Annotated in this window: 23 protein-coding genes; 14 read left to right on the top strand and 9 right to left on the bottom strand. The window is 55.2% G+C overall.

All coding sequences use genetic code 11. The features are described 5' to 3' along the window. Positions 1–108 precede the first annotated feature (108 nt). Both B0G52_RS09960 and B0G52_RS09965 read left to right on the top strand, forming a co-directional pair. Positions 109–621: a hypothetical protein gene (locus tag B0G52_RS09960; RefSeq protein WP_094043696.1), complete on the top strand. Its 513-nt coding sequence runs from the start codon at positions 109–111 to the stop codon at positions 619–621. Between the two features lie 531 nt (positions 622–1,152). Then, entirely contained in the window at positions 1,153–2,724 is a 1,572-nt protein-coding gene (locus B0G52_RS09965) for a family 10 glycosylhydrolase (RefSeq protein ID WP_094043698.1), read from the top strand. Between the two features lie 63 nt (positions 2,725–2,787). Here B0G52_RS09965 and B0G52_RS09970 read toward each other — a convergent pair whose 3' ends face one another. After that, positions 2,788–3,633 (bottom strand): alpha/beta hydrolase, encoded by an 846-nt coding sequence (locus tag B0G52_RS09970; protein WP_094043700.1) that lies wholly within the window; start codon positions 3,631–3,633, stop codon positions 2,788–2,790. Between the two features lie 180 nt (positions 3,634–3,813). On the opposite strand from B0G52_RS09970, the gene msrB reads away from it, so the two are divergent. Further along, complete coding sequence (msrB, locus tag B0G52_RS09975; RefSeq protein ID WP_094043702.1) at positions 3,814–4,791, top strand: peptide-methionine (R)-S-oxide reductase MsrB; 978 nt, start codon at positions 3,814–3,816, stop codon at positions 4,789–4,791. A 33-nt stretch (positions 4,792–4,824) separates the two neighbouring features. Here the strand turns inward: msrB and B0G52_RS09980 are convergent, their stop codons facing one another. Further along, positions 4,825–5,715 (bottom strand): DNA-3-methyladenine glycosylase family protein, encoded by an 891-nt coding sequence (locus B0G52_RS09980; protein WP_094043704.1) that lies wholly within the window; start codon positions 5,713–5,715, stop codon positions 4,825–4,827. A 196-nt stretch (positions 5,716–5,911) separates the two neighbouring features. Between B0G52_RS09980 and B0G52_RS09985 the strand changes: the two genes are divergently transcribed. The 5 genes from B0G52_RS09985 to B0G52_RS10005 all read left to right on the top strand — a co-directional run bounded on the left by B0G52_RS09985 (position 5,912) and on the right by B0G52_RS10005 (position 9,444). Beyond that, the gene (locus tag B0G52_RS09985; RefSeq protein WP_094043706.1) at positions 5,912–6,844 is read left to right on the top strand and encodes a manganese-dependent inorganic pyrophosphatase; all 933 of its coding nucleotides are present in this window, start codon (positions 5,912–5,914) and stop codon (positions 6,842–6,844) included. A gap of 79 nt (positions 6,845–6,923) precedes the next feature. Next, positions 6,924–7,919, top strand: a complete 996-nt coding sequence (locus B0G52_RS09990) for an LLM class flavin-dependent oxidoreductase (protein WP_094043708.1) — start codon at positions 6,924–6,926, stop codon at positions 7,917–7,919. Next, a complete protein-coding gene (locus B0G52_RS09995) occupies positions 7,916–8,449 on the top strand; it encodes a 5' nucleotidase, NT5C type (RefSeq protein WP_094043710.1) in 534 nt (177 codons plus the stop codon). The genes B0G52_RS09990 and B0G52_RS09995 overlap by 4 nt, the downstream gene beginning before the upstream one ends. A gap of 194 nt (positions 8,450–8,643) precedes the next feature. Continuing rightward, complete coding sequence (locus B0G52_RS10000) at positions 8,644–9,042, top strand: membrane lipoprotein lipid attachment site-containing protein (RefSeq protein ID WP_094043712.1); 399 nt, start codon at positions 8,644–8,646, stop codon at positions 9,040–9,042. An 87-nt stretch (positions 9,043–9,129) separates the two neighbouring features. After that, entirely contained in the window at positions 9,130–9,444 is a 315-nt protein-coding gene (locus B0G52_RS10005) for a GRAM domain-containing protein (protein ID WP_094043714.1), read from the top strand. 121 nt (positions 9,445–9,565) lie between these two features. On the opposite strand, the gene B0G52_RS10010 is transcribed toward B0G52_RS10005, so the two are convergent. After that, positions 9,566–10,141 (bottom strand): NAD(P)H oxidoreductase, encoded by a 576-nt coding sequence (locus tag B0G52_RS10010; protein WP_094043716.1) that lies wholly within the window; start codon positions 10,139–10,141, stop codon positions 9,566–9,568. A gap of 144 nt (positions 10,142–10,285) precedes the next feature. On the opposite strand from B0G52_RS10010, the gene B0G52_RS10015 reads away from it, so the two are divergent. From B0G52_RS10015 to B0G52_RS10040, 6 genes are all read left to right on the top strand, one after another. Then, positions 10,286–10,633, top strand: a complete 348-nt coding sequence (locus B0G52_RS10015) for a winged helix-turn-helix transcriptional regulator (RefSeq protein ID WP_094043718.1) — start codon at positions 10,286–10,288, stop codon at positions 10,631–10,633. 288 nt (positions 10,634–10,921) lie between these two features. Then, on the top strand, positions 10,922–11,290 hold the full coding sequence (locus B0G52_RS10020) for a DoxX family protein (RefSeq protein ID WP_094044047.1): 369 nt from the start codon (positions 10,922–10,924) through the stop codon (positions 11,288–11,290). 231 nt (positions 11,291–11,521) lie between these two features. Further along, entirely contained in the window at positions 11,522–12,442 is a 921-nt protein-coding gene (locus B0G52_RS10025) for an ABC transporter permease (protein WP_094043720.1), read from the top strand. A gap of 19 nt (positions 12,443–12,461) precedes the next feature. Beyond that, positions 12,462–13,361, top strand: a complete 900-nt coding sequence (locus tag B0G52_RS10030; RefSeq protein WP_094043722.1) for a carbohydrate ABC transporter permease — start codon at positions 12,462–12,464, stop codon at positions 13,359–13,361. Between the two features lie 74 nt (positions 13,362–13,435). Further along, positions 13,436–15,172 (top strand): extracellular solute-binding protein, encoded by a 1,737-nt coding sequence (locus B0G52_RS10035; protein WP_094043724.1) that lies wholly within the window; start codon positions 13,436–13,438, stop codon positions 15,170–15,172. A gap of 153 nt (positions 15,173–15,325) precedes the next feature. Continuing rightward, positions 15,326–17,203, top strand: a complete 1,878-nt coding sequence (locus tag B0G52_RS10040; RefSeq protein ID WP_158223652.1) for a sensor histidine kinase — start codon at positions 15,326–15,328, stop codon at positions 17,201–17,203. Here B0G52_RS10040 and B0G52_RS10045 read toward each other — a convergent pair. The 6 genes from B0G52_RS10045 to B0G52_RS10070 form a co-directional block, all read right to left on the bottom strand. Beyond that, positions 17,145–18,707, bottom strand: coding sequence for a response regulator (locus tag B0G52_RS10045; protein WP_158223653.1), 1,563 nt, complete (start codon positions 18,705–18,707; stop codon positions 17,145–17,147). The two genes, B0G52_RS10040 and B0G52_RS10045, sit on opposite strands and share 59 nt — an antisense overlap. Positions 18,708–18,812: 105 nt before the next feature. After that, positions 18,813–19,550: an SDR family oxidoreductase gene (locus B0G52_RS10050; RefSeq protein WP_094043730.1), complete on the bottom strand. Its 738-nt coding sequence runs from the start codon at positions 19,548–19,550 to the stop codon at positions 18,813–18,815. A 1-nt stretch (position 19,551) separates the two neighbouring features. Next, positions 19,552–20,031, bottom strand: coding sequence for a carboxymuconolactone decarboxylase family protein (locus B0G52_RS10055; protein WP_094043731.1), 480 nt, complete (start codon positions 20,029–20,031; stop codon positions 19,552–19,554). Positions 20,032–20,143: 112 nt separating this feature from the next. Next, a complete protein-coding gene (locus tag B0G52_RS10060) occupies positions 20,144–21,244 on the bottom strand; it encodes a GerAB/ArcD/ProY family transporter (protein WP_094043733.1) in 1,101 nt (366 codons plus the stop codon). Positions 21,245–21,269: 25 nt separating this feature from the next. Then, positions 21,270–22,427: a Ger(x)C family spore germination protein gene (locus tag B0G52_RS10065; RefSeq protein ID WP_094043735.1), complete on the bottom strand. Its 1,158-nt coding sequence runs from the start codon at positions 22,425–22,427 to the stop codon at positions 21,270–21,272. After that, the gene (locus B0G52_RS10070; protein WP_094043737.1) at positions 22,424–23,872 is read right to left on the bottom strand and encodes a spore germination protein; all 1,449 of its coding nucleotides are present in this window, start codon (positions 23,870–23,872) and stop codon (positions 22,424–22,426) included. Before B0G52_RS10070 ends, B0G52_RS10065 begins: the two co-directional genes overlap by 4 nt. Between the last annotated feature and the right edge of the window lie 85 nt (positions 23,873–23,957).

The raw sequence follows: 23,957 nt of genomic DNA on the forward strand, positions 1-23,957 counted from the left end.
TTAATTTTTCCGACGCGGACATGTAACTTTCCGTTTGCCTAATCCGTCTAATGGGTAATAGGAAAGCGAAGGCTGCTGTCACGGGCCTCTGAAGGAGAGAATGCGGTAATGGTCAACAAAATGCTCATCAGCTTAGTCGCCGTGTTGTTCGGGTTCATGTCGTTCGGGTCGATTCAAGCCAATACTTACGAATACACGCCGGTTCCCAAAGACGAGAACACGCGCGTCGCTTACGTTGGCGCAATCTATCAGGAAGATGAAGGCTATTATGCGGATGCGGATTTCATAGAGTGGTACGAAGGGGAAGCGGCTAACGCGATTTTCCGCGAGAGGGAAGCCGACTCCGGCATGGACGAAGCTCCGGACGGCTATTACATCGTTAACGACGACACGACGGTCGAGAGGCTGAAGCTGGCGCCGGACGCTCAGGTGTTCATGCAGATTTACGACCGGACGGGCGACATCGCCGAAGCGGACACCGTATGGAACGAGCAGATTTCTCTCGACAAGTTCCTGGCGCTGCTGGCGGACGATTCGGCCATGAATTTGCGGGATTATCCTTACCATCTGTCGATCGTGAACGGGGTCGTCGTCAAAATTACGCAGCAGTTTCTCCCATAACCTCTTGTATTCGCGAACACGTCTTGGAGAGAAACCGATCCGAGTAGGCCATAGCGGCTGAGGATCGGTTTCTCTTTTTTGTACAATTGACCCATTTGCATACTTGAGCAAATGAAACGCCCGATGGCGAAGGTTGTGCAAGGCGAACGAAGGACGATGTTCTAAAGATTCGGTTATCGTCTCCCGAATTGCGCTCAAACGGAGGGTGATGTTCTAAATAATCGGTCATCGTCTCCCGAATTGCGCTCAAACGGAGGGCGATGTTCTAAAGATTCGGTTATCGTCACCCAAATGGCGCTCAAACGAAAATTGTTGCTCGAGAGAATCGCACCTCGGTACACGGGGGAGGCCGTGACGAAAAGCTTTTACTCTAAAAGAGCCTGAAGAACTACTGCGAGTCTGTCGGTCAATTGCACTTTTTTTGCCTTTATCACTTCAATTGACTGCAACTCCCGGGAGATTCGCTCGTCTAATGATTGTACCCGCTTGGCGGCGGGACAAGAGAATAAGAGATTCGGAGGCTTTGCAGCAATGAGCATGTGGAGGAATCGAGGTACGAAGCTGCTGTGCGCCGCGCTGATCGTCGCGCTGCTGGCGCCGCTCTTCGGCCAGTCGGATGCCCGCGCGGCTTCCCAGCCGCAGATCGGCATCTATCTCGACGGGAAGAAGATCGTGACGGACGTTCCGCCGTTCATCATTCCGAAGGCGAACGTGACGATGGTGCCGCTGAGCGTCATCAGCAAGAGCTTGGGAGCGAACGTCGGCTGGTCGCAAGCGACGAAGACGGCGACCATTCGCCATGAAGGCCAAGTGCTCGAGATGACGATGGGGCAGAAGTTCGCGCTCGTCAACGGACAGCGCACGGAGCTGGAGACGACCGTACAGGTCGTGAACGGTCGCGTCATGGTGCCGCTTCGCTTCGTCGGAACGCAGCTGCAGCTGCTCGTGACCTGGCAGCAGGCTTCGCGCACGATCTTGCTTCAGACGCGCGACGGATCGTCCGAACGCGAATCGCTGAAGGGCGCATGGGTATCCACTGTGTACAATCTGGATTGGCCGTCCGACAAGTCGTACGGGCAAGCGGAGAAGCAGAAGCAGGAATATGTGCAGCTGCTGGACGAATTGCAGGGAATGGGGCTGAACGCCGCGTTCGTGCAGGTGCGTCCGTCCGCCGACAGCATCTATCCTTCCGCGCTTGTGCCGTGGTCGCGCTATTTGTCCGGCAAGCAGGGAGTGGATCCGGGTTACGATCCGCTGGCGTTCATGATCGAGGAGACGCACAAGCGGGGGATGGAATTCCATGCCTGGTTTAACCCGTTCCGCGCGACGGTCGACGGGAAGACGGACAGCTTGGCGGCGAATCATGTCGCGATTGCCCATCCGGAGTGGATTGTCCTGTCCGGAGGCAAGCATTATATCAATCCGGGCATTCCTGAAGCACGGCAGCACATTATCGACGCGATTATGGAAGTCGTTCGTGGCTACGACATCGACGGCGTCCATCTGGACGACTACTTCTATCCATCCGGCGGCACGTTCCCGGACGACGCCGCTTATGCGGCTTACAATCCGGGCAAGCTGGGCAACAAAGCCGATTGGCGGCGGGACAACATCAACCGGTTCGTCAAGGAGCTGGGCGAATCGATCCACCGGGCGAAGCCTCAGCTGCAGTACGGCATCAGCCCGTTCGGCGTATGGCGCAACATTGCCGACGATCCGACCGGATCGGATACGCGGGCCGGCGTGACGACGTACGACAGCATGTACGCCGACGTTCGTACGTGGATCAGGCAAGGCTGGATCGACTATGTCGCTCCGCAAATTTATTGGAGCCTATCGTTCGAGGTCGCCCGCTATGACAAACTGGTCGACTGGTGGGCCAACGAGGTGCGGGGGACGAACGTCGAACTGCTGATCGGCCACGCGCCTTACAAGCTCGGCACGAAGGAAGCCGGCTGGAGCAGCGCCCAGGAAATTATCAACCAATTGAACTACAACAAGAACGTCCTCGAGGTGCAGGGAGACATCTTCTTCAGCGCCAAGGATTTGCGGAGAAATCCGCTCGGACTCATTCCGCTTCTTCGTCAGTATTATCAGCAATAGAGCGCCCGACTAATCGAAGAGGCTGCCCGAGATCGCATAGATCCCGGAGCAGCCTCTTCGCATTCATCTGTTTAACTGGACCGAGAGCCAGTCGCGAATGACGGAGAACACTTCCTCCCGCCGCGACTCGTTGTGCAGCTCGTGCTTGAACTCCGGCCATTCCCGCCAATCGACGCGCCTGCCGGCCTTGCCGGCGAACGCCTTGCTCGCGTGGATCGACGTCACTTTGTCGTCACCGCCATGCATCAGCAGCAGCGGAACCTGCAGCATATACGCATGGCCAAGCGCCCACAGCCCGGCTCTCTGCACGCCGAAGAAGAAGCGTGCCGTAATCTGCCCGTGTCCGAGCGGATCGTTCACGTACCGCTCGATCATCGCCGGGTCTGACGTCAGATGCTCGGCGACCATCGGCCGGTTGTTCGTGTAGGCCGGATATATCCGCTCGACGACTTTGCCCACGATCGATTGCAGCGAAGGAGGCTTAAACGCCAGCTTCAGCCAAGGTCCCGTCACGACCGCCCCGCGGATGGCGGGCTGCCGCCGCAGCAAGTAATTCAGCGTGACGTTGCCGCCCATGCTGTGACCGTACAGAAACACAGGCAGTCCGGAGTATTTCCGCTGCGCCTCGTCGAGCAGCAGATCCACGCCTTCGAGCAGCGACTCGTACGCCGGCACATGGCCGCGCTTGCCCGCGGTCTTGCCGTGTCCCCGCTGATCGAACCCCAGCACGGCGTAGCCTTCGGCGTTCAGCATCTCCGCCAGATGGGCGTAGCGTCCCATATGCTCGCCCATGCCATGGACGAGCCCGACGACCGCCCGGGGGCTGCCGCCGAAGGAATCCGGGCTCCACTCGCAAGCGTGCATAAGTGTCTCGTCCTTGCACCGCCATTCCAAAGCGTTCATGCCCATCGGCCATTCCTCCCCGTCCAAGAGAACGTTTTTCTTATACATTTATCATATCCGAAAACGAGCAAATGAGCGAGGGGAACGCGCGCGGGGGGAGGGATTGGAATCGGACATCGATATTGATTACAATAGAGATAGAAGCAGAATACAAGCGATTAAGGAAACGGGAGGGAGAGATTCGACATGGAAAACAACGCTCAACCGTCGCTTCACAAAGCGACTTTCGCCGGAGGATGCTTCTGGTGCATGGTGACGCCGTTCGAGGAGCTGCCCGGCATTCACGGCATCGTATCCGGCTATACGGGAGGACATACCGTCAATCCGACCTATGAGGAAGTGTGCTCGGAGACGACCGGGCATACCGAGGCGGTGCAGATTACGTTCGATCCGGGACTGTTCCCGTACCGCAAGCTGCTCGACATCTACTGGCGTTCGGTCGATCCGACCGACGGGGAAGGTCAATTTCACGATCGGGGCTCGTCCTATCGTCCCGTTATTTTCTATCACGACGAGGAGCAGCATCGGGAGGCCGAAGCTTCCAAGGCGGAGCTTCAAGCGAGCGGAAGGTTCGACAAGCCGATCGCGGTCGCGATCGAACCGGCGGTCGAGTTCTACGCCGCGGAGGAGTACCATCAGGACTACCATCTCAAAAATCCGCTCAGATACAAGTACTATCGCCACGGCTCGGGCCGGGATTCGTTCATCGAGCGGCACTGGAATACGTCGAAGGATAAGGAAGCGCTGCACAAGGAGCTGCGCCAGCGGCTGACGCCGATGCAGTTCGAGGTGACGCAGAACAACGCCACCGAGCCTCCGTTCCGCAACGAATTTTACAATAACACGGAGCCCGGCATTTACGTCGACATCGTCTCCGGAGAGCCGCTGTTCAGCTCCCGCGATCAGTTCGACGCGGGATGCGGCTGGCCGAGCTTCTCCCAGCCGCTGCACGGAGGCAGCATTCAGGAGCGTCAGGACTTCACGCACGGCATGTACCGCATCGAAGTCAGAAGCCGGGAAGCCGACTCGCATCTTGGCCACGTGTTCGACGACGGGCCGAAGCCGGGCGGGCTGCGTTATTGCATTAACTCCGCTTCCTTGCGGTTTATTCCGAAGGATCGGATGGAGGAGGAAGGCTACGGCAGCTACTTGTCGGAGCTGTAAACCGCCGCAGTCCGGCCTCCGCTCCTGCCCTTCTTAGTAGAGCACCCGCCATAAGTAGAACGTCGCATACGCCTCCCAGCCTTGCCAGCCGACCGCCAGCTCCTTGATCCGGGCTACGGTCGGCTTTTGCTCTTCTTGCAGCACCGCTTTGATCGCATTGTGCAGACCGACGTCGTCGATCGGGAAGGCGGACGGATAGCGCAGACATCTCATCAGCACATAGTTGGCCGTCCAAGGCCCGATGCCGCGAATCGAGACGAGCTTTTTTTCCGCGGAGCGGATGTCGCCTTCCAGCAGCCTCTCTCTGCCAAGCTCTCCGTCCGCGATCAGGCGGGCGACGCCGATCAAATACTCGGCCTTCTTCGTCGTCATCTTCAGCGCCGTAATGTCGCCAACGTCCAGCCCGGCAATGTCGCGAGGCTCGGGGAACAGCCAGCAGTCGACGTCTCCGCGCCGGACTTGCCGCCCGAACGTCTCCACGAACCGGCGCTTGAGCGTGTAGGCGAACGCCAGATTGATCTGCTGCCCGATAATGCCCCAACAGAGCGCTTCGAACAAGTCCGGAATGCCCATGTTGCGCAGGCCGTGCAGCCTGGGGACGACGCCGTGCAGAATCGGGTCGCGGCTTGCCAACTCGTAAAAAGGCGAAAGATCGTTATCGAGGTCGAACCACTCTCTCGTATAAGCGGCGACCTCACGTTCGGTTTCGTCGCTCCACGGCTCGTCATCCAGCGGACGAACGAGCAGGAAGCCCGGCTCGGCGCCGACTTCGAAGAAAGCGGCGCTCGAACCGACGGGAATCGTCTTGTACAGCCGACCGTCGCGGATGCGGTATAAGCTTTCATCCGGGGATCGCGACAAGTAATTGAGATTAACGGAAAAGTCGAATTCGGCGGGAACGGGGATGCGAATCGTGCGGTTCATGAACGGCTCTCCTTGCCATTAAGGTTTGATCTCTTAGTTGTACCACAAATCGGGAGACGGCGAATTACGTTATCTTGCGGTTTTATCGGAGCAATGACGAGGTAAGTCTATCGGAATAGAGCGGGGTTTGTCTTGATTCCGATGTCGCTTTTGCGGTATACTTTTCTCGCCAATATCATAGATGAGGAGCAAGAAAATGAGCAAAGTATTGATTTTCGGTCACAAAAATCCGGATACGGATACGATTTGTTCTGCCATTGCTTATGCGGATTTGAAAACCCAACTGGGAGAAGAAGTCGAAGCGGTTCGCTTGGGCGCCGTCAGCGGCGAAACCCAATACGCGCTGGACAAGTTCGGTTTCGCGGCTCCGCGCCTTGTCGAGACGGTTGCCGGCGAAGCGAAAGGCGTCATTCTCGTCGATCATAACGAACGCCAGCAAAGCGCCTCCGACATCGATCAAGTAACGGTGCTCGAGGTTATCGACCACCACCGGATCGCCAACTTCGAGACGAGCGCCCCTCTGTACTACCGCGCCGAGCCGGTAGGCTGCACCGCGACGATTCTGCTCAAGCTGTACAAGGAGAACGGCAAGACCGTTCCTGCGAACGTTGCCGGCTTGATGCTGTCCGCAATCATCTCGGATTCCTTGCTGTTCAAGTCCCCGACTTGCACCGCTCAGGACGTTGCCGCCGCCAAGGAACTCGCCGCTATCGCCGGAGTCGACGCGGAGAGCTACGGCCTCGACATGCTGAAAGCCGGCGCGGACCTGAGCGACAAGACGATCGCGCAGCTCATTTCCCTGGACGCCAAGGAGTTCAGCATGGGCCAAGCGAAAGTCGAGATCGCCCAAGTCAACGCGGTCGACGTCAACGACGTTCTGTCCAAGCAGGCCGAACTCGAAGACGCGCTGACGAACATCATTAACGAGAAGGGTCTCGACCTGTTCCTGTTCGTCGTAACCGACATCTTGAACAACGATTCCGTCGGCCTTGCTCTTGGCAAAGCGGCAGACGCGGTCGAAGCGGCTTACAATGTGAAGATCGAGAACAACCGCGCGTTGTTGAAGGGCGTTGTTTCCCGGAAGTCGCAGATCGTTCCCGTTCTGACCGACATCTTCAACAAACGCTAACGGCTACGAGAGGAGCCCGCGGAATCGCGGGCTCTTTTGTGCATGGACGCACGAACAAGAAGCATGGAGGCTTCGAAACATCATGAAACTAAGCGTACTCGAACATTCTCACGTGAACGAAGGCAGGTCCGCGAGGGACGCACTGGACGAGACGGTGGCGCTGGCGCAGGAGACGGAGAAGCTCGGATATTGCCGCTTCTGGGTATCCGAGCATCACGGAAGCGCCGCCCTCGCTTCCTCAAGTCCGGAAATTCTGATGGCGCATGTGGCCGCGCACACGAAGACGATCCGCATCGGATCTGGCGGCATCATGCTCCCTCACTATAGCGCCTACAAGGTTGCCGAGAACTTCAGGCTGCTGGAGGCGCTGCATCCGGGCCGGATCGACATGGGCCTCGGGCGGGCTCCGGGCGGGAGTCCGCTCTCGACCAGAGCGCTGCAGGAGCATAAGCGGCACGAGGTCGATCCGTACCCTCAGCAGATCGTCGATCTGTATCATTACTTGCGGGACGATAATCCGGCCAATCACAGGTTTGCCGGACTGCGGGCGTTTCCGGAGACGGAGGGCATGCCCGAGCTGTGGCTGCTCGGCTCCAGCGAAGGCACCGCCAAGATCGCCGCTCAGCTGGGCACGCCGTACGCGTTCGCGCAGTTTTTCGGAGCGGCGGGGGACGAGCCCCTCCAGCACTATAACTCCTACTTCCAGCCCTCGTCCTACTGCGCTCGGCCGAAGGCGCTGGCCGCCGTCATGGCGGTGTGCGCCGACACGGAAGAGGAGGCGAGACAGCTCGCGAGAAGCAACGAGCTGTTCTTCCTTAAGCTGCTTACCGGGCAGGAGCTTGGTTCGATGCCCTCGGTGAAGACCGCTTCGGAATATCCTTACTCGCTCGCCGAGCAGCAGGTGCTTGAGCAGATGCGGACTCGCCGTTTTATCGGCACGCCGGGGCAAGTGAAGGAGGCGCTCAAGCGCTACGCGGATCGGCTTCATCTGGACGAGCTGATGATCGTCTCGCATATTCACGATTTCGAGAAGCGGGTTCGCTCCTACAGATATATAGCGGAGGCCTTTGAATGAAAAGAATCGCAATCGATATGGATGAAGTCATCGCCGACTTTATCGGGAAGTATCTGCTCCATTTCAATCGCAGCTTCAACGGCAGCGTTACGGTGGAACAGCTTCATGGGACGCGGTTCCAAGAGCTGGACCCCCAGATGGAGGTCTATCTCCACGAATGTTTGGAGGACCCTCTGTTCTTCGGGGATCTGCCCGTTATGCCGGACAGTCAGGAAGTCATTCGGGAGCTCAGCGAGCGTTACGAAATTTTCATCGCGACGGCCGCCATGGAGGTGCCCGCCTCGTTCACCGCGAAGTACAGGTGGCTTAAGGAGCACTTCCCGTTCCTGAACGAGATGAACTTCGTGTTCTGCGGGGACAAGAGCATCATCGACGCCGATTATTTGATCGACGACAACAGCCGGCACTTCAAGCGCTTCAAGGGGCAAGGAATTTTGTACACTTCTCCTCTCAACGTGTACGAGACAGGCTTCGTCCGCGTCAACAATTGGCGGGAAGTCAGAGAGTATTTTCATAGTTTGAATGATTAGGTTGGATGAATGGATGAGGATGTGCCGCAGAGCCTGAAGCTTGCTTCGGGCTCTTTATGATGTTTAAGTGCGGATTTATATCCACATATTCCCTTTTGTGGTACAATGGATCGAAAAGGGTCGAAAGCTGTCAGATGCGAATAATGCAGGCGAGACAACCGCCCGGGAGAACATTGCCATAAAGGGGACCCGTCGTGAAAAAGATACTGTTTGCGATCTGTCTTGTATTTCTGCTGTCTGCCTGTTCGGCTAAAGACGGAGGAACCGGATATATCTCCGAGGATAAGTACGAGGGAGACGAGCTGGACATCGTGCGGTTGATCAATCAAAGAATCAAGTATGTCCAGGAAGGGAACGAAAGCAAGTACCTGGAGCTGTTCTACGAGGAAAGCCCGATCAACGGACTGCCGCGCTATAAACTCCAAAGGGTGAAGTTGACAAGCGACATCGAGATTCGGGAGCAGAGACGCTTCTATATCGCGGTCGTTCAAGCCGAAGACATTATGGAAACAGGCGAAATGTTCAACAGCCAATATGTTTTTCTCAAGCCCAAGGAAACCGATGAAGGATGGCAGATTGCCGACATCGACTGACGTTTCGCCGAACCGGGTGACAGCGATGAGATCGGACGAACAGGAGCGGGAAGAAGGCTTTTTAAATCGAAGCAAGGAGAGATTTCAATGAGCGCAGTGAACACTCAGAAGGTACTGGTAGAAAAGAAAGCCAATCTGTTCCGGGGCATTGAAGCCGTCGGAGGCACGCTGACGGTCACCTCGGACAAGCTGATCTTTCAGCCGCACGCCGTTAATATTCAATCTGCGCCGCTGGAGCTTCCGCTTGGCGAGATCGAGCGCGCCGACAAGAGAAACTCGCTGCTGGTGGTGCCTAACGGAATGAAGGTGACCGATCGATCCGGGAAGCAGCATAAGTTCGTGCTGTGGGGAAGAGACGAAGTCATCGCTATTATTAATGAAGCTGCGGCCAAGAGCCACTAAGAATCCGCGCCCCGTTTCAGACGGAATGTCCAAGCAATGGGAACAGCGCCCTCCCGAATTTCCTGTCGGGAAGCGAGAGGGCTCCCAGATCTACTTGATTTCCCCTAGCCAAATCCTCTTCTCACAGCCGATTTTCATAGTCAAGTCCGAGCCGATAAGCATGCGACAGCAGCTCTTCGCGGATTTCCGGCTTTGAACTAAGCGTGTCGTACAGCAACTCGACCCTGCTGTTCGAAATTCCGCAATAATCGGCGATGGAGATATTCAGATGCTGGTTCATCATCTGCTCGTATTGTCTCTTCGCCATATGTTCCTTCGAATCTGCCGCCAGACCCAACCACAGCACTTGCTTATGCCGCAGCTTATTCCCTCCGTATGCGAAGTCTTTGTTCCACACCCGGTCGATATACCCTTTCAGCATAGCCGGCACACTGTACCACCACACCGGAAAAACATAGGCAAGCGCGTCGTGACGGCTCATGCGTTCCATTTCCGTCCGAACCTCAGCCGAATATATTTTTTCCCCCGCCCAGTCAGGCTCGTCCGCTTCCCATAGGACGGGATTAAACCCGATGCGATGCAGATCCAGCACCTCGGTTTCGTGACCTGCATCAACAAGACCCTCGACGAATCGAGCGGCAACGGCAAAGGTCAAGGAATCCACTCTCGGGTGCGACACTACGGTCAATACTTTCATTTTAATCCCCTTTCGTTTTCATAAATTGTGGTACTATTGGATTATGCAGCAGGCAGACCGATCAGGGAAGAACGCACTTTTTTGTTCCTCTGTAACCGGAAGGTGCTATAGGTACCAACAAGTAACGTGCAAGGGTGGATAGTTATGGAAAAAGAAATACAGCGATTTTACAATAACCCGGCGGAAGCGACTTTGGAGGTCATAGGAGGCAAGTGGAAATTGTTGATCCTGTGTTACCTGAACAGCGGGCCGATGAGAACGAGCGAAATCAGGAAGGAAATCCCGGATATTTCGCAAAAAGTGTTGACACAGCAGCTTCGAGAGCTGGAAGCGGACGGGATCGTCAAGCGAACCGTCTACAATCAGGTGCCGCCGAAGGTCGTCTACGAGATTAGCGAATTAGGGAATTCGCTGAAGTCGATCCTCGATCAATTGTGCGAATGGGGCGAGCAATTTATTAAAAATCGCCAAACAAGCAATATCAATAAGTAGAACGGAAAAACCAACAAGCCCGGTCCATAGCGACCGGGCTTTTGTGCGCTTGGGAGCGGTCGACTAAACCAGATGAAGCGCCACTAAGCCCTACTGGATCGGGCTGCTGCGCTCCACAGGGGATTGACAACGAATTCCAATTGATAAATAATACTTTAAAGTAATATTACTAATAAGTAACTCAAACAAGAGAGAAGGGAAGGAAGCGGTGAACGAGAAAGGACGCAAAGCAGGAGAGCGAGGCAACGATCAAGCAGGATAAGGAGTGAGAGAGCAACTATGCTCGTTATGAAAATGGGTTTGGCAATCTTTATGCTTATTGGCGGAGGGATCAAAGTGTTTCGCGTGCCTTTTCAGGTGGAGCACTGGCATCAATATCAGTACCCGCTGTGGTTCCTCACCGTTACGGGAATACTTGAAATTGCCGGAGCGCTTGGCATGATCGCCGGGGGCTGGAACCGTTATCTGGCGCTCGCGGCGGGAGCGCTGTTCTCGGTGCTGATGGTCGGAGCCATCCACGCTCATCTGTTCCGGGCCGGTCAGTCGCTCATGACGACCATACCCGCCGTCATCTGCCTTGTGGTCTCGCTTATTATTCTAGTCAGAGAGCTCAGAGCCCTTTGTGGAGCAAAAATGTTGGTTGAAAATATCGGTTGAACCGGAGGAGTCGTGCTGATTGCACGGCTCCTCTTGCTATTGTGCGGGAACTCGCGTTATGCCGAATGGATTCGAAAAGATAAGCAATAATTAGTGCAAAAAGCCGAAGTTTTTATTATATCCGGCATTTTCTCCGACCTTTACAATTAAGCGTAGCCAAGGATGAAAGCGTTAGCAATCTGAGCTGGCACAACGCTTTAGAACGGCTTCACAGAATAGGAGTGGGAAGGATTGAGGGAAGGCTCTGGATTAAAAGCGGCGGGTTTGCGCCTGTTCGGACTTTCGCTGCCATTGTTGCTGGTCGTCTTTTTGTTTTCTTATCTGCCCTTATACGGGTGGATCTACGCATTCTACGATTATCACGCCGGAATGAAGCTGTCCGACACCGAGTTCGTAGGCTTTCGGCATTTTACGGAACTGATAGACAATCCCGTGATTGCGAACGAAATCGTGAGAGTGCTTCGAAATACGTTCGCGATGAGCCTTCTTGGCATTGCGACTTCGCCTCTGCCGGCGCTGTTCGCGATCTTCTTGCTGGAGGTTCGCTCGAGAACCTTTCGCAAGCTTGTGCAGACGTTGACGACTTTGCCGAATTTTATCAGCTGGATTCTCGTCTACGCGGTAGCCTGGTCCGTCTTCTCGGTAGGCGACGGTTTCTTGAACCGATTGCTCCTCGAACTCGGGTGGATCGAGACGGAAATCAATTTTCTCGCCTCCTCCGATCACGTCTGGTTGACCATGCTCGGCTATTCCTTGTGGAAGGGGCTGGGGTGGGGGGCGATTATTTTCCTCGCCGCGATCGCCTCGATCGATCATGAGCAATACGAAGCGGCTACGGTGGACGGAGCGGGACGATTTCAGAAAATGCGGCACGTGACGATTCCCGGCATCCTGCCGACCTTCTTTGTCCTGCTGCTGTTATCCATTGCCAATTTCATCAACAGCGGCATGGAGCAATATTTTATTTTTCAGAATCCGCTCAACAAAGACAAGATCGAAGTGCTCGATCTATACGTGTACAACCAGGGGATGGTGGGACAGAGCATTTCGTACGCCACGGTCGTCAGCATGCTTAAGTCCCTGGTCAGCGTGGCGTTGCTGTTTGTCGCGAATACCCTGTCCAAAGCAGTACGCAAGGAATCTATCATTTAGCGTCCGGAGGTAAACGTCAGTGGTCGAGAACCCCAAAACTATCGGATCGATTGCATTCCATCTGATCAACTACGGCGTGTTTGCGATTTTTACGATAGCCTGCGTTTTTCCGTTCTACTATATTTTCATCAATACGATCAGCGACAATTCGCTATCTTCGTCGGGTCAGATTTTACTATTGCCGCAAGGCATCCATTTCAATAACTATGCCGAGGTGTTCAGGGTGCGGGGGTTAGGGAGCGCCGCCTTTGTCTCCATTTCCAGAACCGCGATTGGAACGGCGCTTACGCTCGTCGGAACTTCGTTTCTCGGCTATGCGTTCAGCAGGCCAGAGTACTGGCGGCGCAAGCTGTGGTACCGTTTCGTCATCGTTACGATGTACTTCAACGCCGGCATCATTCCCTGGTTCGTCACGATGAAAAACCTGGGCATGGTCAACAATTTCTGGGCATACGTGCTGCCCTCGATCGTCGCTCCTTTTTTCGTCGTGCTGTTCAAAACCTACGTGGAGCAAATTCCGGCTTCGCTGGAAGAATCCGCGCAGATCGACGGAGCAGGGTACGGTACGCGCTTCTTCCGGATCGTCTTTCCGCTGTCGGCGCCGATTCTGGCGACCATCGTCGTGTTCACCAGCGTCGGGCAATGGAACAGCTTCATGGATACGTTGTTTCTGATTCGAGATTCCAAGCTGTATACGCTCCAGTTTTTGCTCTATCAGTATTTGAATGAAGTGAACGCGGTGGCGGCTTCGCTGAGGAGTTCCCCGCAGGGACAATTGGTCGATCCATCCCGATTGCTGACGGCCACTTCCATTCGCATGACGATCTCGATCGTCGTCGTCCTGCCGATTCTGTGCGTGTACCCGTTCCTTCAGCGTTATTTCGTGAAGGGATTATTGCTGGGCGCAGTAAAGGGATAACCGGATGCAGCGCGCGCAGCCGGAAGTTCTTTTATGCCATATATCATTCGAGAGAAGGAAAAGGAGACAGGTCGATGCACAATAGGATTAGAAAGTTTCAGGTTGCGGCATTGCTCATGGCGGTCGTTCTGACCGCGATTCTCGGCGGCTGCAGCGGCAGCTCCCGCAACGGGAGCGATTCCGCCGATTCGTCGAAAGGCTCGGAAGGTTCAAAACCCGCAGAGGCCGTAACGCTGCAGGTGTTCTCTCTGCCATCGAACACTTCCGGTTTGCAGCAAGGATGGTTTGCCGAGGTCTTACGGGACCAAGTCGGCGTGAATCTGGAGCTGCTGCCGGCCGGAGACCAGGGCGAGCAGAAGCTGCAAGCGCTCATGGCAGGCGGGGAATTGCCGGATATCGTCGTGTTCAAGACGAAGAGACAGGTTGAAGACGCGGTTCGCGCAGGAATGCTGGTCAATCTGGACGACCATATCGACAAGCTCCCGAACGTCGTCAAGAACGCTCCGGCAGCCTTGCAGTACTACCGGGACGCAGCGAGCAACGGCTCGGGCAAAGCCTATGCGATTCCGAATCAAGTCGGACCGAGCGAGGTGGGAGCCACGATCAATTACGGCCCTCTTATCCGCTGGGACCTCTACAAGAAGCTGGGCATGCCGCAGATCAAGGATCTGGAAGATTATTTGCCGGTACTTAAGCAGATGCAGGAACTCGAACCGAAGAACAAAGACGGTCAAAAGGTATACGCATTCTCGCTGTGGCAGGATTGGGATTCGATGCAGATGATGCTGGCCGCCCAGCCTTCGAATTTCATGGGCGTGGATACGGGAGACCAGATGGGCGGCTCTCTTCCCTTCATGCAGGTGGACGTCGCGTCGGGGGAGACGATGAGCATTCTGGAACGGGACAGCCAATATATCCGGGCTTTAAGGTTTTATTATGAAGCGAACCGCATGGGCCTGGTCGATCCGGATTCGCTGACGCAGCGCTGGGACACGGCAGTCGAGAAAATGAACCAGGGCCGGGTGCTGTTCTCGATCTGGCCGTGGTACAACAACAATAAGAAAGAGCTTGTGGACGCAGATCCGCCAACGGGTTTCGAATTCGTGCCGTTCGATGCGTACAAGGGAACCTGGTTCGGCGACAATCCGATCGGCAACTCTTGGGCGTTCGCGATCAGCGCTTCGACCAAGCATCTGGACGCGGCGCTCAAGTATATCGATTTCATGTACTCTACGGAAGGCTTGCAGGTGCTCATGAATGGACCTGAGGGCGTCATCTGGGAGATGAACGAGAAGGGAGAGCCCTATATCACGGATCAAGGTTGGGATTTGATCGAGAACGGCAAGGAGCTGCCGGGAGGCGGCGTGCTGGGCAGCGCCGTCAACGCGGTGAACGCGCAAGGGCTGTCGGGAGCCGTCGTCCACCCGGAGACGAATGCCCCGTTGAATTACGCGTTATGGCCGACGACGATCAGTCGCAATCCTTCGAAACTAAGTCAGGACTGGCAGAGCACGACCGGCTTCAAGACGCAGACGGAGATGCTTAAGGCCAAAAACATGTATACGCTCTCAACGCTCGCCATGAAGCTCGTTCCGACGATTCCGGAAGAGATTAACGCGAAGGCGGCTCGTATCGGGGACGTCGTGAAGACGAATTCCTGGCTTGCCGTATTCGCGAAGAACGATGCGGATTTCGACAAGTTCGTGGACGAGATGGCAAGCAAAGCCGATGCGCTCGGCCTGCAAGAAGTGCTGGAGTGGGATGCCTCCGCATGGAAGCAGGCGCAGGAAGAAGCTGAGCGGTACAAGTAGAGAAAACGGAGAATTCGTATGTGCGGCATGCGGACTTCCAATAAAGGCGGAGACTGCGTACATGGCGATCCATGGGCAGTCTTTTCCTTGTTTTATCGCGGGGGGCAATACCGGAGAAACGGGAACGTTGATGAAGAGGGGGGGGGGGACGTCATGGGAGCAGTAAGCGGTCGATGGCGGCAATTTCGAAGCCTGTTTCGCATGCGCATGCACAACCGGCTGATGCTCTACAATACGTTGATCTTTTTGATCGTCGCATATTCGCTCGCCGGCATTTCGACCCACTACGCGCTGAAGCTGAGCAGAGTCTCTCAATTGCAGCAGAGCCGCGAAGTGCTTCATACCTTGTACAATTATTACGATATCAAGCAGGATGAATTTTTGAATCTGTTGTTTCCCCTATACGAAATCCAGCAAAATTACTCTGCCATGAGCCGGTTGCTGGAATCGTCGTCCGACTCCGATTACGAGAACGATCCATTCCACAAACGGGAAATCGTCGATCTGGCGCAGAGCATCGCAACCCGCGATTCCGATATTGCCGCCGTCCTGCTCCGCAAAAACTTGACCGGCGCCCAATACGTGTACAACTCCCGAAGCCGTACGCTGTCGCTCGTCCCGGACGATTATCCCTTCTTCGCCAAGCTGGGGCTTAAGGGAGTCGGGCGTACATTATTCGGAACGACCGCGATTGCCAGCGGCTCGTCCAGCGTATCGGACATCCCCGTATACGGAATCGCGGGGACGCTGGGAACGGCGAACATTCGCCAGAATGCCGGGCAAATCCTGATCGCCTACGGCGTTCAGGCGCTGCAGCGCCTATACGAGGGCTCCAGAGACAAGACGCTTGGCCGGTTCGTGATCGCGACGGAGGACGGCGAGCTCGTGTACGATTCCGAGAACCGGTATGGGCAGGGCGACTTCTCCGAGATGGATGCGTTGAAGTCCGGAGCGGCTCACATTACCCTCGCGGGCAAACGTTACTATGTCCAGTCGATCAAAGCGAACAACCGCAACTACATTGCGGCGAATTTTGTGCCGCAGGAGTTGCTTGACCGGAACGCCGCTCATCTGCCTTATTTGATTTTCGGAGTTGTGACGGCAATGGCGCTGGTCTGCGCGCTGCTGTATTCTTTGGCCGGTTCGCTGGCGTTCCGCCGCGTGAGAGAACTGATCGGGGCAATGAAAGTCGTAGGCGCGAACAATCTGTCCTACCGCATTCCGCTGGGCGCAAGAACGGATGAATTCGAGGAATTGGCCAAGCGCTTCAATTCGATGTGCGATGAACTGGAGCACAGAATCCATCGGGAGTACGCGAGCGAAATCCGCAAAAAGAATGCCGAATTAAAGGCTCTTCAGGCGGGGCTCAACCCCCATTTCCTATACAACACGCTGGAAACAATCCGGATCAAAGCGCTCGATGACGGCAATGCCGACGTAGCCGAAATGATCGTCTTTTTGGCGAATCTGTACCGCAATATCGTTCGGGATAACACGTTCATTCCCGTCCGTAAGGAAATCGGCATGTGCGGCATGTACATGGAGCTCTTCGCGCTGCGCTATGCGAGCCGGTTCGATTTCGAAGTGGACGTCGATCCGCGGGCGATGGAATACGGAATTCCCAAAAATCTGCTGCAGCCCGTAATCGAGAATTACTTCGTTCACGGCATTCGGGAGCAAGGCGATGACAACCGGTTCGCGATCCGAGGATTTCTGAGGGAGGGGGATCTTTATTTTCACTTCGAGGATAACGGCAAAGGGCTCGATTCAGATCGCCTGCGCGAAGTTCGCGGCGGTCTGGAATCGAGCGTTCCTGTCGCAAGGTCCAGCTATGGCCTCTATAGCGCGAACGAGAGAATTCAACTCGTGTACGGCAACGATTACGGCATACGCATTGACAGCGAAGCAAACCGCCAGACGCGCGTGATCGTACGAATTCCGGCGATGACGTGCGGGGAGCTGAACGCAAGCTTCAACGCATTTGAGCATGCCGACGGAATTCCACGGGAGAGATCCCGTGCACTTTTTTGAAGATCCGATTAAAGTAGCTTTGATTGGGAATGCCGACCCGATTGGAGATTTCTCCGACCTTGAGATCCGTATCGATCAAGAGCGCTTGAGACGCTTGCAGACGAATTTGCAGCAGATAATCATGGAAATATCTCCCGGTCTCTTCCTTGAATAGTTGGCCGAGATAAGCCGGACTTACGTTGAAGTCCGAGGCCAGCGTCTTAAGCGATAAGCCCGTATCGTAATTTTGCCGCAGTTGCTCCAACGCAAGGTGCACCAGCATATGGTACGAAATCCGGCGGCCGTGAATGACAAGGAAAGCTTCGTTAAGAGTCGTTGCCAGCCAGTGGGTCAGCTTGTCGCTTGACTGCGCCGAAGTGAATTCCGCCAGCTGCAGAGTAATGGATTCGGGCAGCTCGTCGGATACCCGGCCCGATTCGCCGAGCATGCGAACAAGAGACAGAACCAGCGGCAGCATCGCTTTCCGCATTTCCGTCAGAGTAACGGCGGTCGACGCCTTCATGTAGTTCCGGGCCCATTGCATCGCCGCCTGCTGCTCGCCGTCTCGCAGGGCATTCTCGAATTGCAGGGCAAGCAGCTGCCGTTCGTTCGGAATGCCTTGCCGCGGATCGCTTAAGCGTCCGCTGAAGATGTAATGGGCAGGCGGATCGACCAACCGATAGCCAAGATGGAAGAGAGCTGCGGAATAGCTGGCGTTAACGCCCGTGAAGGACGGGGTTACCGGACCGATGGAAGCGAAGACGCGGGTATCGCGTGACGAGGCTTGCGTCGCAATTCTCCTGATTGCGGCAACAAGCCGATCGTCCTTTCCGGCCAAATCATCGCCGTGCAGGATGCAGACGACGCGCAGCGACGAATCTATGAAGAACTCTCCGCGATATTCGGCAGACATCGTGTTCGTGCATAGATCAAGCCATCGGGAAGCCTCCCGAATTCGATCCGCCGATTCCGGGAACCGGTAGAAGCCCAGCACGATGACCCGGTACTCCGGTTCCGTCAGCTGGATGTGCAGCAATTCCGCGCGTTCGTAGAGTTCGAAATCCTGAATGGAGCCGTTCGCCCAGCGTTCGAGAATGTTGGCGCGAAACACATGAACCGCGGGGGAATGCGCATCCGCCGCCGATCTGTCCCTGTCCAGGTTAGCTTGCGTTTTAACCAGCGTATCGCTAAGCTCGTCTCCGTTGATGGGTTTGAGCAAATAGTTTTCGACTCCTAATTGGAGCGCCGACTTCACGAATTCGAATTCGTTGAATGCGCTTATAAGGATGCATCGCATAGAAGGGAATTTGCGTTTGACTTCCAGGATCAGCTTCAAGCCGTCCATCTGAGGCATGCACACGTCGGCAATCAGCAGATCGATAGGGCCGCTTTCCATGATAGAGAGCGCATCGACTCCGTTCGTAGCCGTGGCAGCGACGATCATGTTGAATTCTTCCCAATGGATCTGTTTGCTTAACCCGTAAACGATTTGCGGTTCGTCATCCACGATCAGAACTCTATACATCTCTTTCAACCTCTTATTCTCGATTGGACTGGGATAGCGGGCAGAATAGAGATAAAGAAGCTGTCTTATAAGTAACTTATAAGACAGCTCCGGCATATTTGCTGATTACGATAGCCAATCCTCGTAACGAGTCTGGGCAAGGCGAGCTTGATCGCCCGGGACGAGAGACAGATCGTTCAGTTCCGCTCCGAAATATAAGGCTTTGTCGTCCGTGACAACTTGGCGCGCGTCGATGGTTGCGTTCAGAAAATGACGTACGAGCTCATCGAGACGAAGCCGTTCCGGACCGGCCAACTCGACGGTGCCGTTAACGGGAGCGCCAAGCGCGAAGTCCGCCAGAGCGGAGGCCACGTCGTCAGATCCGATAGGCTGAATGGATGCGGACGGCAGTCGAACGGCGCCTCCCTCGGTCGCCACGTAGGCAATGCTGGGGACGAACTCAAAAAACTGCGTCGCCCGAACGATCGTGTAAGGAACTTTCGAACCTTTAATGAGTTCTTCCTGAGCCAATTTCGCCCGGAAATAACCGCTCTGGAGAAGGCGATCAGTACCGACGACCGACAACGCGACGTGATGGCCCACTCCGGCCGCGGCCTCGGCAGCAAGAAGATTTCGGCTGGACTTCTCGAAAAACTCCATTACAGCCTGATCCTCGAACGAAGGAGAATTGGCAACGTCAACGACGACTTGCGCGCCGTGAAGCGCTTCTTCCAGCCCTTCGCCGGTGACGGCGTTAATGCCCAGAGAAGGCGACGCCGCCACGACTTCATGACCGAGCCCGCGAAGGTTTTTGACGAGTTTCGCTCCGATAAGCCCGCTGCCGCCTATCACTACGATTTTCATATTAGTTCAATCCCGCTTTCGTCAAGCCGAACGCCGCGTCGGCGGAACCGGGTACGGTCTTGAAGGCGACGTTAACGCGATTCCAGGCATTGATGGCCATGACTGAGAAGGTCAGGTCCGAGAGCTCCTTCTCGGAGAACTGCTCGCGAACGCGTTGATAGACATCGTCGGGAACGCCGTGCTCAGGCAGCTTGGTCAAAATTTCGGTCCAGGCCAGGGCGGCCCGTTCACGCGGTTCGAACAGAGTCGATTCCCGCCAAATCGGCAGATGATAGAGGCGAAGCTCCCGCTCTCCATGGATTTTGGCTTGCTTGATGTGCATGTCCAGGCAGAAGCCGCATCCGTTAATTTGCGAAGCGCGAATATGAACCAGATGAAGAATGCTCTCTTCGATTGCTCCCGCCTGTTCCGTGTTGCTGAATTCCAGCAATTTCTTGAAGAACTCGGGGGACTGCTGCATATAGTTGATCCGTTGTGCCATCGTTAATTACCTCTCTTTGCTTTGGTTTGAAGTTCGAATACGCCGCTCCGTATTTCTCCCTTCGTACATATAACGATGACCGGATTTGTTCTGTGACACGGGACGATCCGGCTCAGGCGGCGTTAGTCGTCTTGCGCCGTCGCCGCAGGCTTCCCAGCATCCATAAGATCAAGGGGAGGACGATGTAGAGAGCGGGATACACGAGTCCGATCAGATACGCGTTCTTAAGCGTATTGGAAAGTTCGATACGGTGCGCGCTGAACAGCACGAACGCCAGACAGGCGACAGCCGCCAGCCAAGCGATCAGCCGCCAGTTTTTGAAGCCGGTCCATTCCGATATCCCATAGCTGAGAATGAACAAGCCTACCGATAATTTAATAAAAGCGCCGAACAACCAGAACGGGATGTAAAAGGCATCGATATTTTGCACGAAATTGAGAATGGATACGAACTTGGTGAGCGAATAGACGGGAACGACCAATTCGGCCGCGATACGTGGGCCGGTCACGAATACGAGAACGAGAGTGGCCAATACGCCCCACAGCATCGCGACCGCCGTTCCCCACATAATCGCGCGGGAGGCGGTTCGTTTGTTCTCGGCGAAGAAGAACAGCATCAGGACGATCGAAGGGTCCACCATGTAGTTGAACGAATGCAGCGTACCCGTCAGAATGGCGAGCCAGCCCGAGTCGGCATAGATCGGCAGCACCCTTTTGACGTCCATATCCTGCGGATTCAGAAACAGCTGCACGTACAGCAGGAGTACGAACAGGGGGCCGATGATTTCCGCGCAGCGGCTGACGGCGATAATACCCCCGCGATAAACCGCATAAGCAACGAGAAACAGCATGCACAGCAAGATCAAGACCATCGGCGTGTTGTGGAGCATGACCAGATTTTGAAATTCCGCCATTCCTCTTACGATCGTGGCCATTTGCGTAAACCAGAGCAGGAAATAGAACACAACGACGATTTTACCCAGCACGGTGCCCAGGAGATCATTGACGAAGCCGACCAAGGTTTTGTCCTTGTTCTGCATGCAGACCCGCAGGGTGATCCAGGTAGCCGCCAGCATAATCATGCCGCCAAGCAGAATGGAGATCCAGCCGTCCTGGCGCGCCTGCTCTACGGCCAGATGCATGGGAAGGAATGAGAACACGATCAAGGAGGAGATGCTGATCAGCCAGAACATCTGATAACCGCTCACTTTCATGCTTTGCCGCCATTCCTTCCCTCTATCAATTAAACGACGTTCCGCTTGCTCCGACGGATCTTAGTTGAACGTTCGACCGGACGGTAACGTCGAGAGCTTTGAATTTATGATCCCAATCGTCCTTTTGCGATTTCCACCAATAGGGGGAGCTGCGGTGCAAGTATTCGCCGATTCCGAAGACGTCTGATCCCCACTCCTGGACTTTATCCATCGTAAGCTGCAAGTCCTCCCGAATTTTATCATTCATGTATTTCTGGACTTCCAGCATGTAATGCGTCTCGGATAAATCGAGCGAGGTCGTGTTTTCAAGAAGATAAGCTTGCGCCATAACGGTGAGTACGATGCGCTGTGGATCATGGTCGTCCGCCGAGTCGATCCGGCGTCGAAGATGAGTGAGCCGGAACGACAGGGTATCTTTGCCGTTTTTCCAAGGAAGCGTAATGGCATGGAAAGTGCCTTTCCCCGACATCCAGACGGCTCCGGCCCCTTCGGCATCGTTCAGGAAGCCCGCGATTTTCAGCTTCTTGTTCAAGGCGGCGAAGCCCGATAACGCGGCAATCGGCCCTGTCTCCTTGCTGCGCACTTTGACCTGTTCGATTTGCAGCACCGGCACGAGAGGGCGGGTCCCTTCGGACAGACTGTCGATGATGAATTGCCTGGTCGAGAAGCGGTTCATCCCGTTGATCTCCATCTCTTTTCCAGTGGCTATGCTGGACAGATGCTCCATCGGATGGTCGAGCAGGAGAAAGTTTTTGGCGAGATCGCCTTTGACCAGAACGGTAATATCTCTTAAATTGTTGGCAGGGTCTCGGTTGAGTTTATCGAATAACGTACTTACGTCATCTTTTTGAAAATACTGTTCGCTGATGGCGATCAGTTGGCGGTGACTCGGCATCAATCTGCGGGTCATCTTCTTCTGGACTTTGTGAATGGCTTCGAATACGTTTTTCCCTTTGGCCGACATCACGACGAAGCTGTCCGAATCCCCCGAGCCCCCAAATGGCCCGCTCTTCTGCGTGGGGATGACGATCTGATGGCTGACTTCGATTTCTCCGTCGTCGGCATGGTCGACGGCCGTCCCCATGACGAAGGCCAATTGATTCGGCTCGATAAAATCGGTGCAGCCGGAGGCGGCGCCAGCAAGAAGCATCAAGACGCTCGTGCGGAGAAGGAAGCGAATCATCTGCCCATTCCTTTCTTGTTCCGCCCGCTCTTCAGGGCGAAAGGGTAGCGGATCAGAATGTCTTTGATCCGTTTGCCGTCGAACGGGGCCACCGGGCTTAAGTAAGGCGTTCCGAAGGATTCCAGCATGACCAGGTGAATCAGCAGAAAGATGATGCCGAACGCGAAGCCGACGAATCCGAGCATGCCCGTAACGAACAGCAGGAGGTAGCGAATCAGGCGGAACGGCAGCGTCGCGCTGTATCTTGGAATCGTGTAAGTCGCAACGCCCGTCAAGGAAATGACGATAATGATCGGAGTCGAGATGATGCCGGCTTCGACGGCGGCTTGTCCGATGACGAGCGCTCCGATAATGCTGACGACGGGGCCGAGCTGATTGGGAAGATGGACGCCGGCTTCCTGCAAGCCGTCGAAGATGAACATCATGAGGAACACTTCGACGACGGTGGGGAACGGCGAGCTCTCTCTGGCCGTCGCGATGCTGATCATGAGATAGCTGGGGATCATCTCCGGATGGAAAGTCGAAAGCGCGACATAGATGGCGGGCAGGGCGAAGGAGATGAAGGTCATGATGTATCGGATCGTTCGGATCAGCAGGACGAAGACGAATCTCTCGAAATAGTCGTCCGCCGACTGAAGACCCGACCATAGAGTGATCGGCAGGATGAGGACGGAAGGCGTTCCGTTCGCGATCAGAGCGACTTTGCCCTCCAATAAGCTCGCGACCACGACGTCGGGACGTTCGGTATTTTGCACTTGCGGGAAGATGGAGAACGAGTTGTTTTCGAGCCATTCTTCAATATAAGCGGAATCGATGACGCCGTCGGTGTCGATCTTATCGAGCTTGTCGCGGACGACCGACAGCACTTGCTCATCCGCGATTCCTTGCATGTAGGACAGGACGACTTCCGTTTGCGTATATTTGCCGACCGTGTACGACTCCATTTTCAACTGCGGGTGAACGATTCTCCGTCTAATTAACGACGTATTGGTGCGAAGATGCTCGACGAAGCCTTCCTTGGAGCCGCGCAAGGTCGATTCCTTCTGCGGTTCTTCGATGCCTCGCTTCTCATAGCCTTGCACTTGAGCGACGAGCGCGGAAGCTTCTCCGTCGACCAATATTCCCAGACAGCCCTGCAGAACGCAGGTGACCAAACCGTCCAAGGAATCCTCCGTCTTTATGCTCGTTAACGGAAGCCATTCGCGCCGGAACATCTCGACGAGAGACGATATTCGGTCTATGCCTTGCGGCAATCCGTCGAACAGGAGGGGCTTGAGGAAGTTGTCTTCTACGCTTTCGGATCGAATCATTCCATCGAGATAGACGAGCATAAGCCGGGTTTCGTCCCTTAACGTAAAAGAACGCAGCACGAAGTCCGAGCAGCGTTGGAACTGAGCCCGCAAATAAGCTTCATTGATTTCAGCGCTTTGGCTTACGGCACCCATGAACGATCACTCCGGCATCATCGTATTGCTTGCTGGTAGTATGTACAATGCCAAAAACAGTATGCGGATTTCGGATTTTCGCAGG

Source organism: Cohnella sp. SGD-V74 (assembly GCF_003001675.1).
Lineage (GTDB): Bacteria > Bacillota > Bacilli > Paenibacillales > Paenibacillaceae > Cohnella.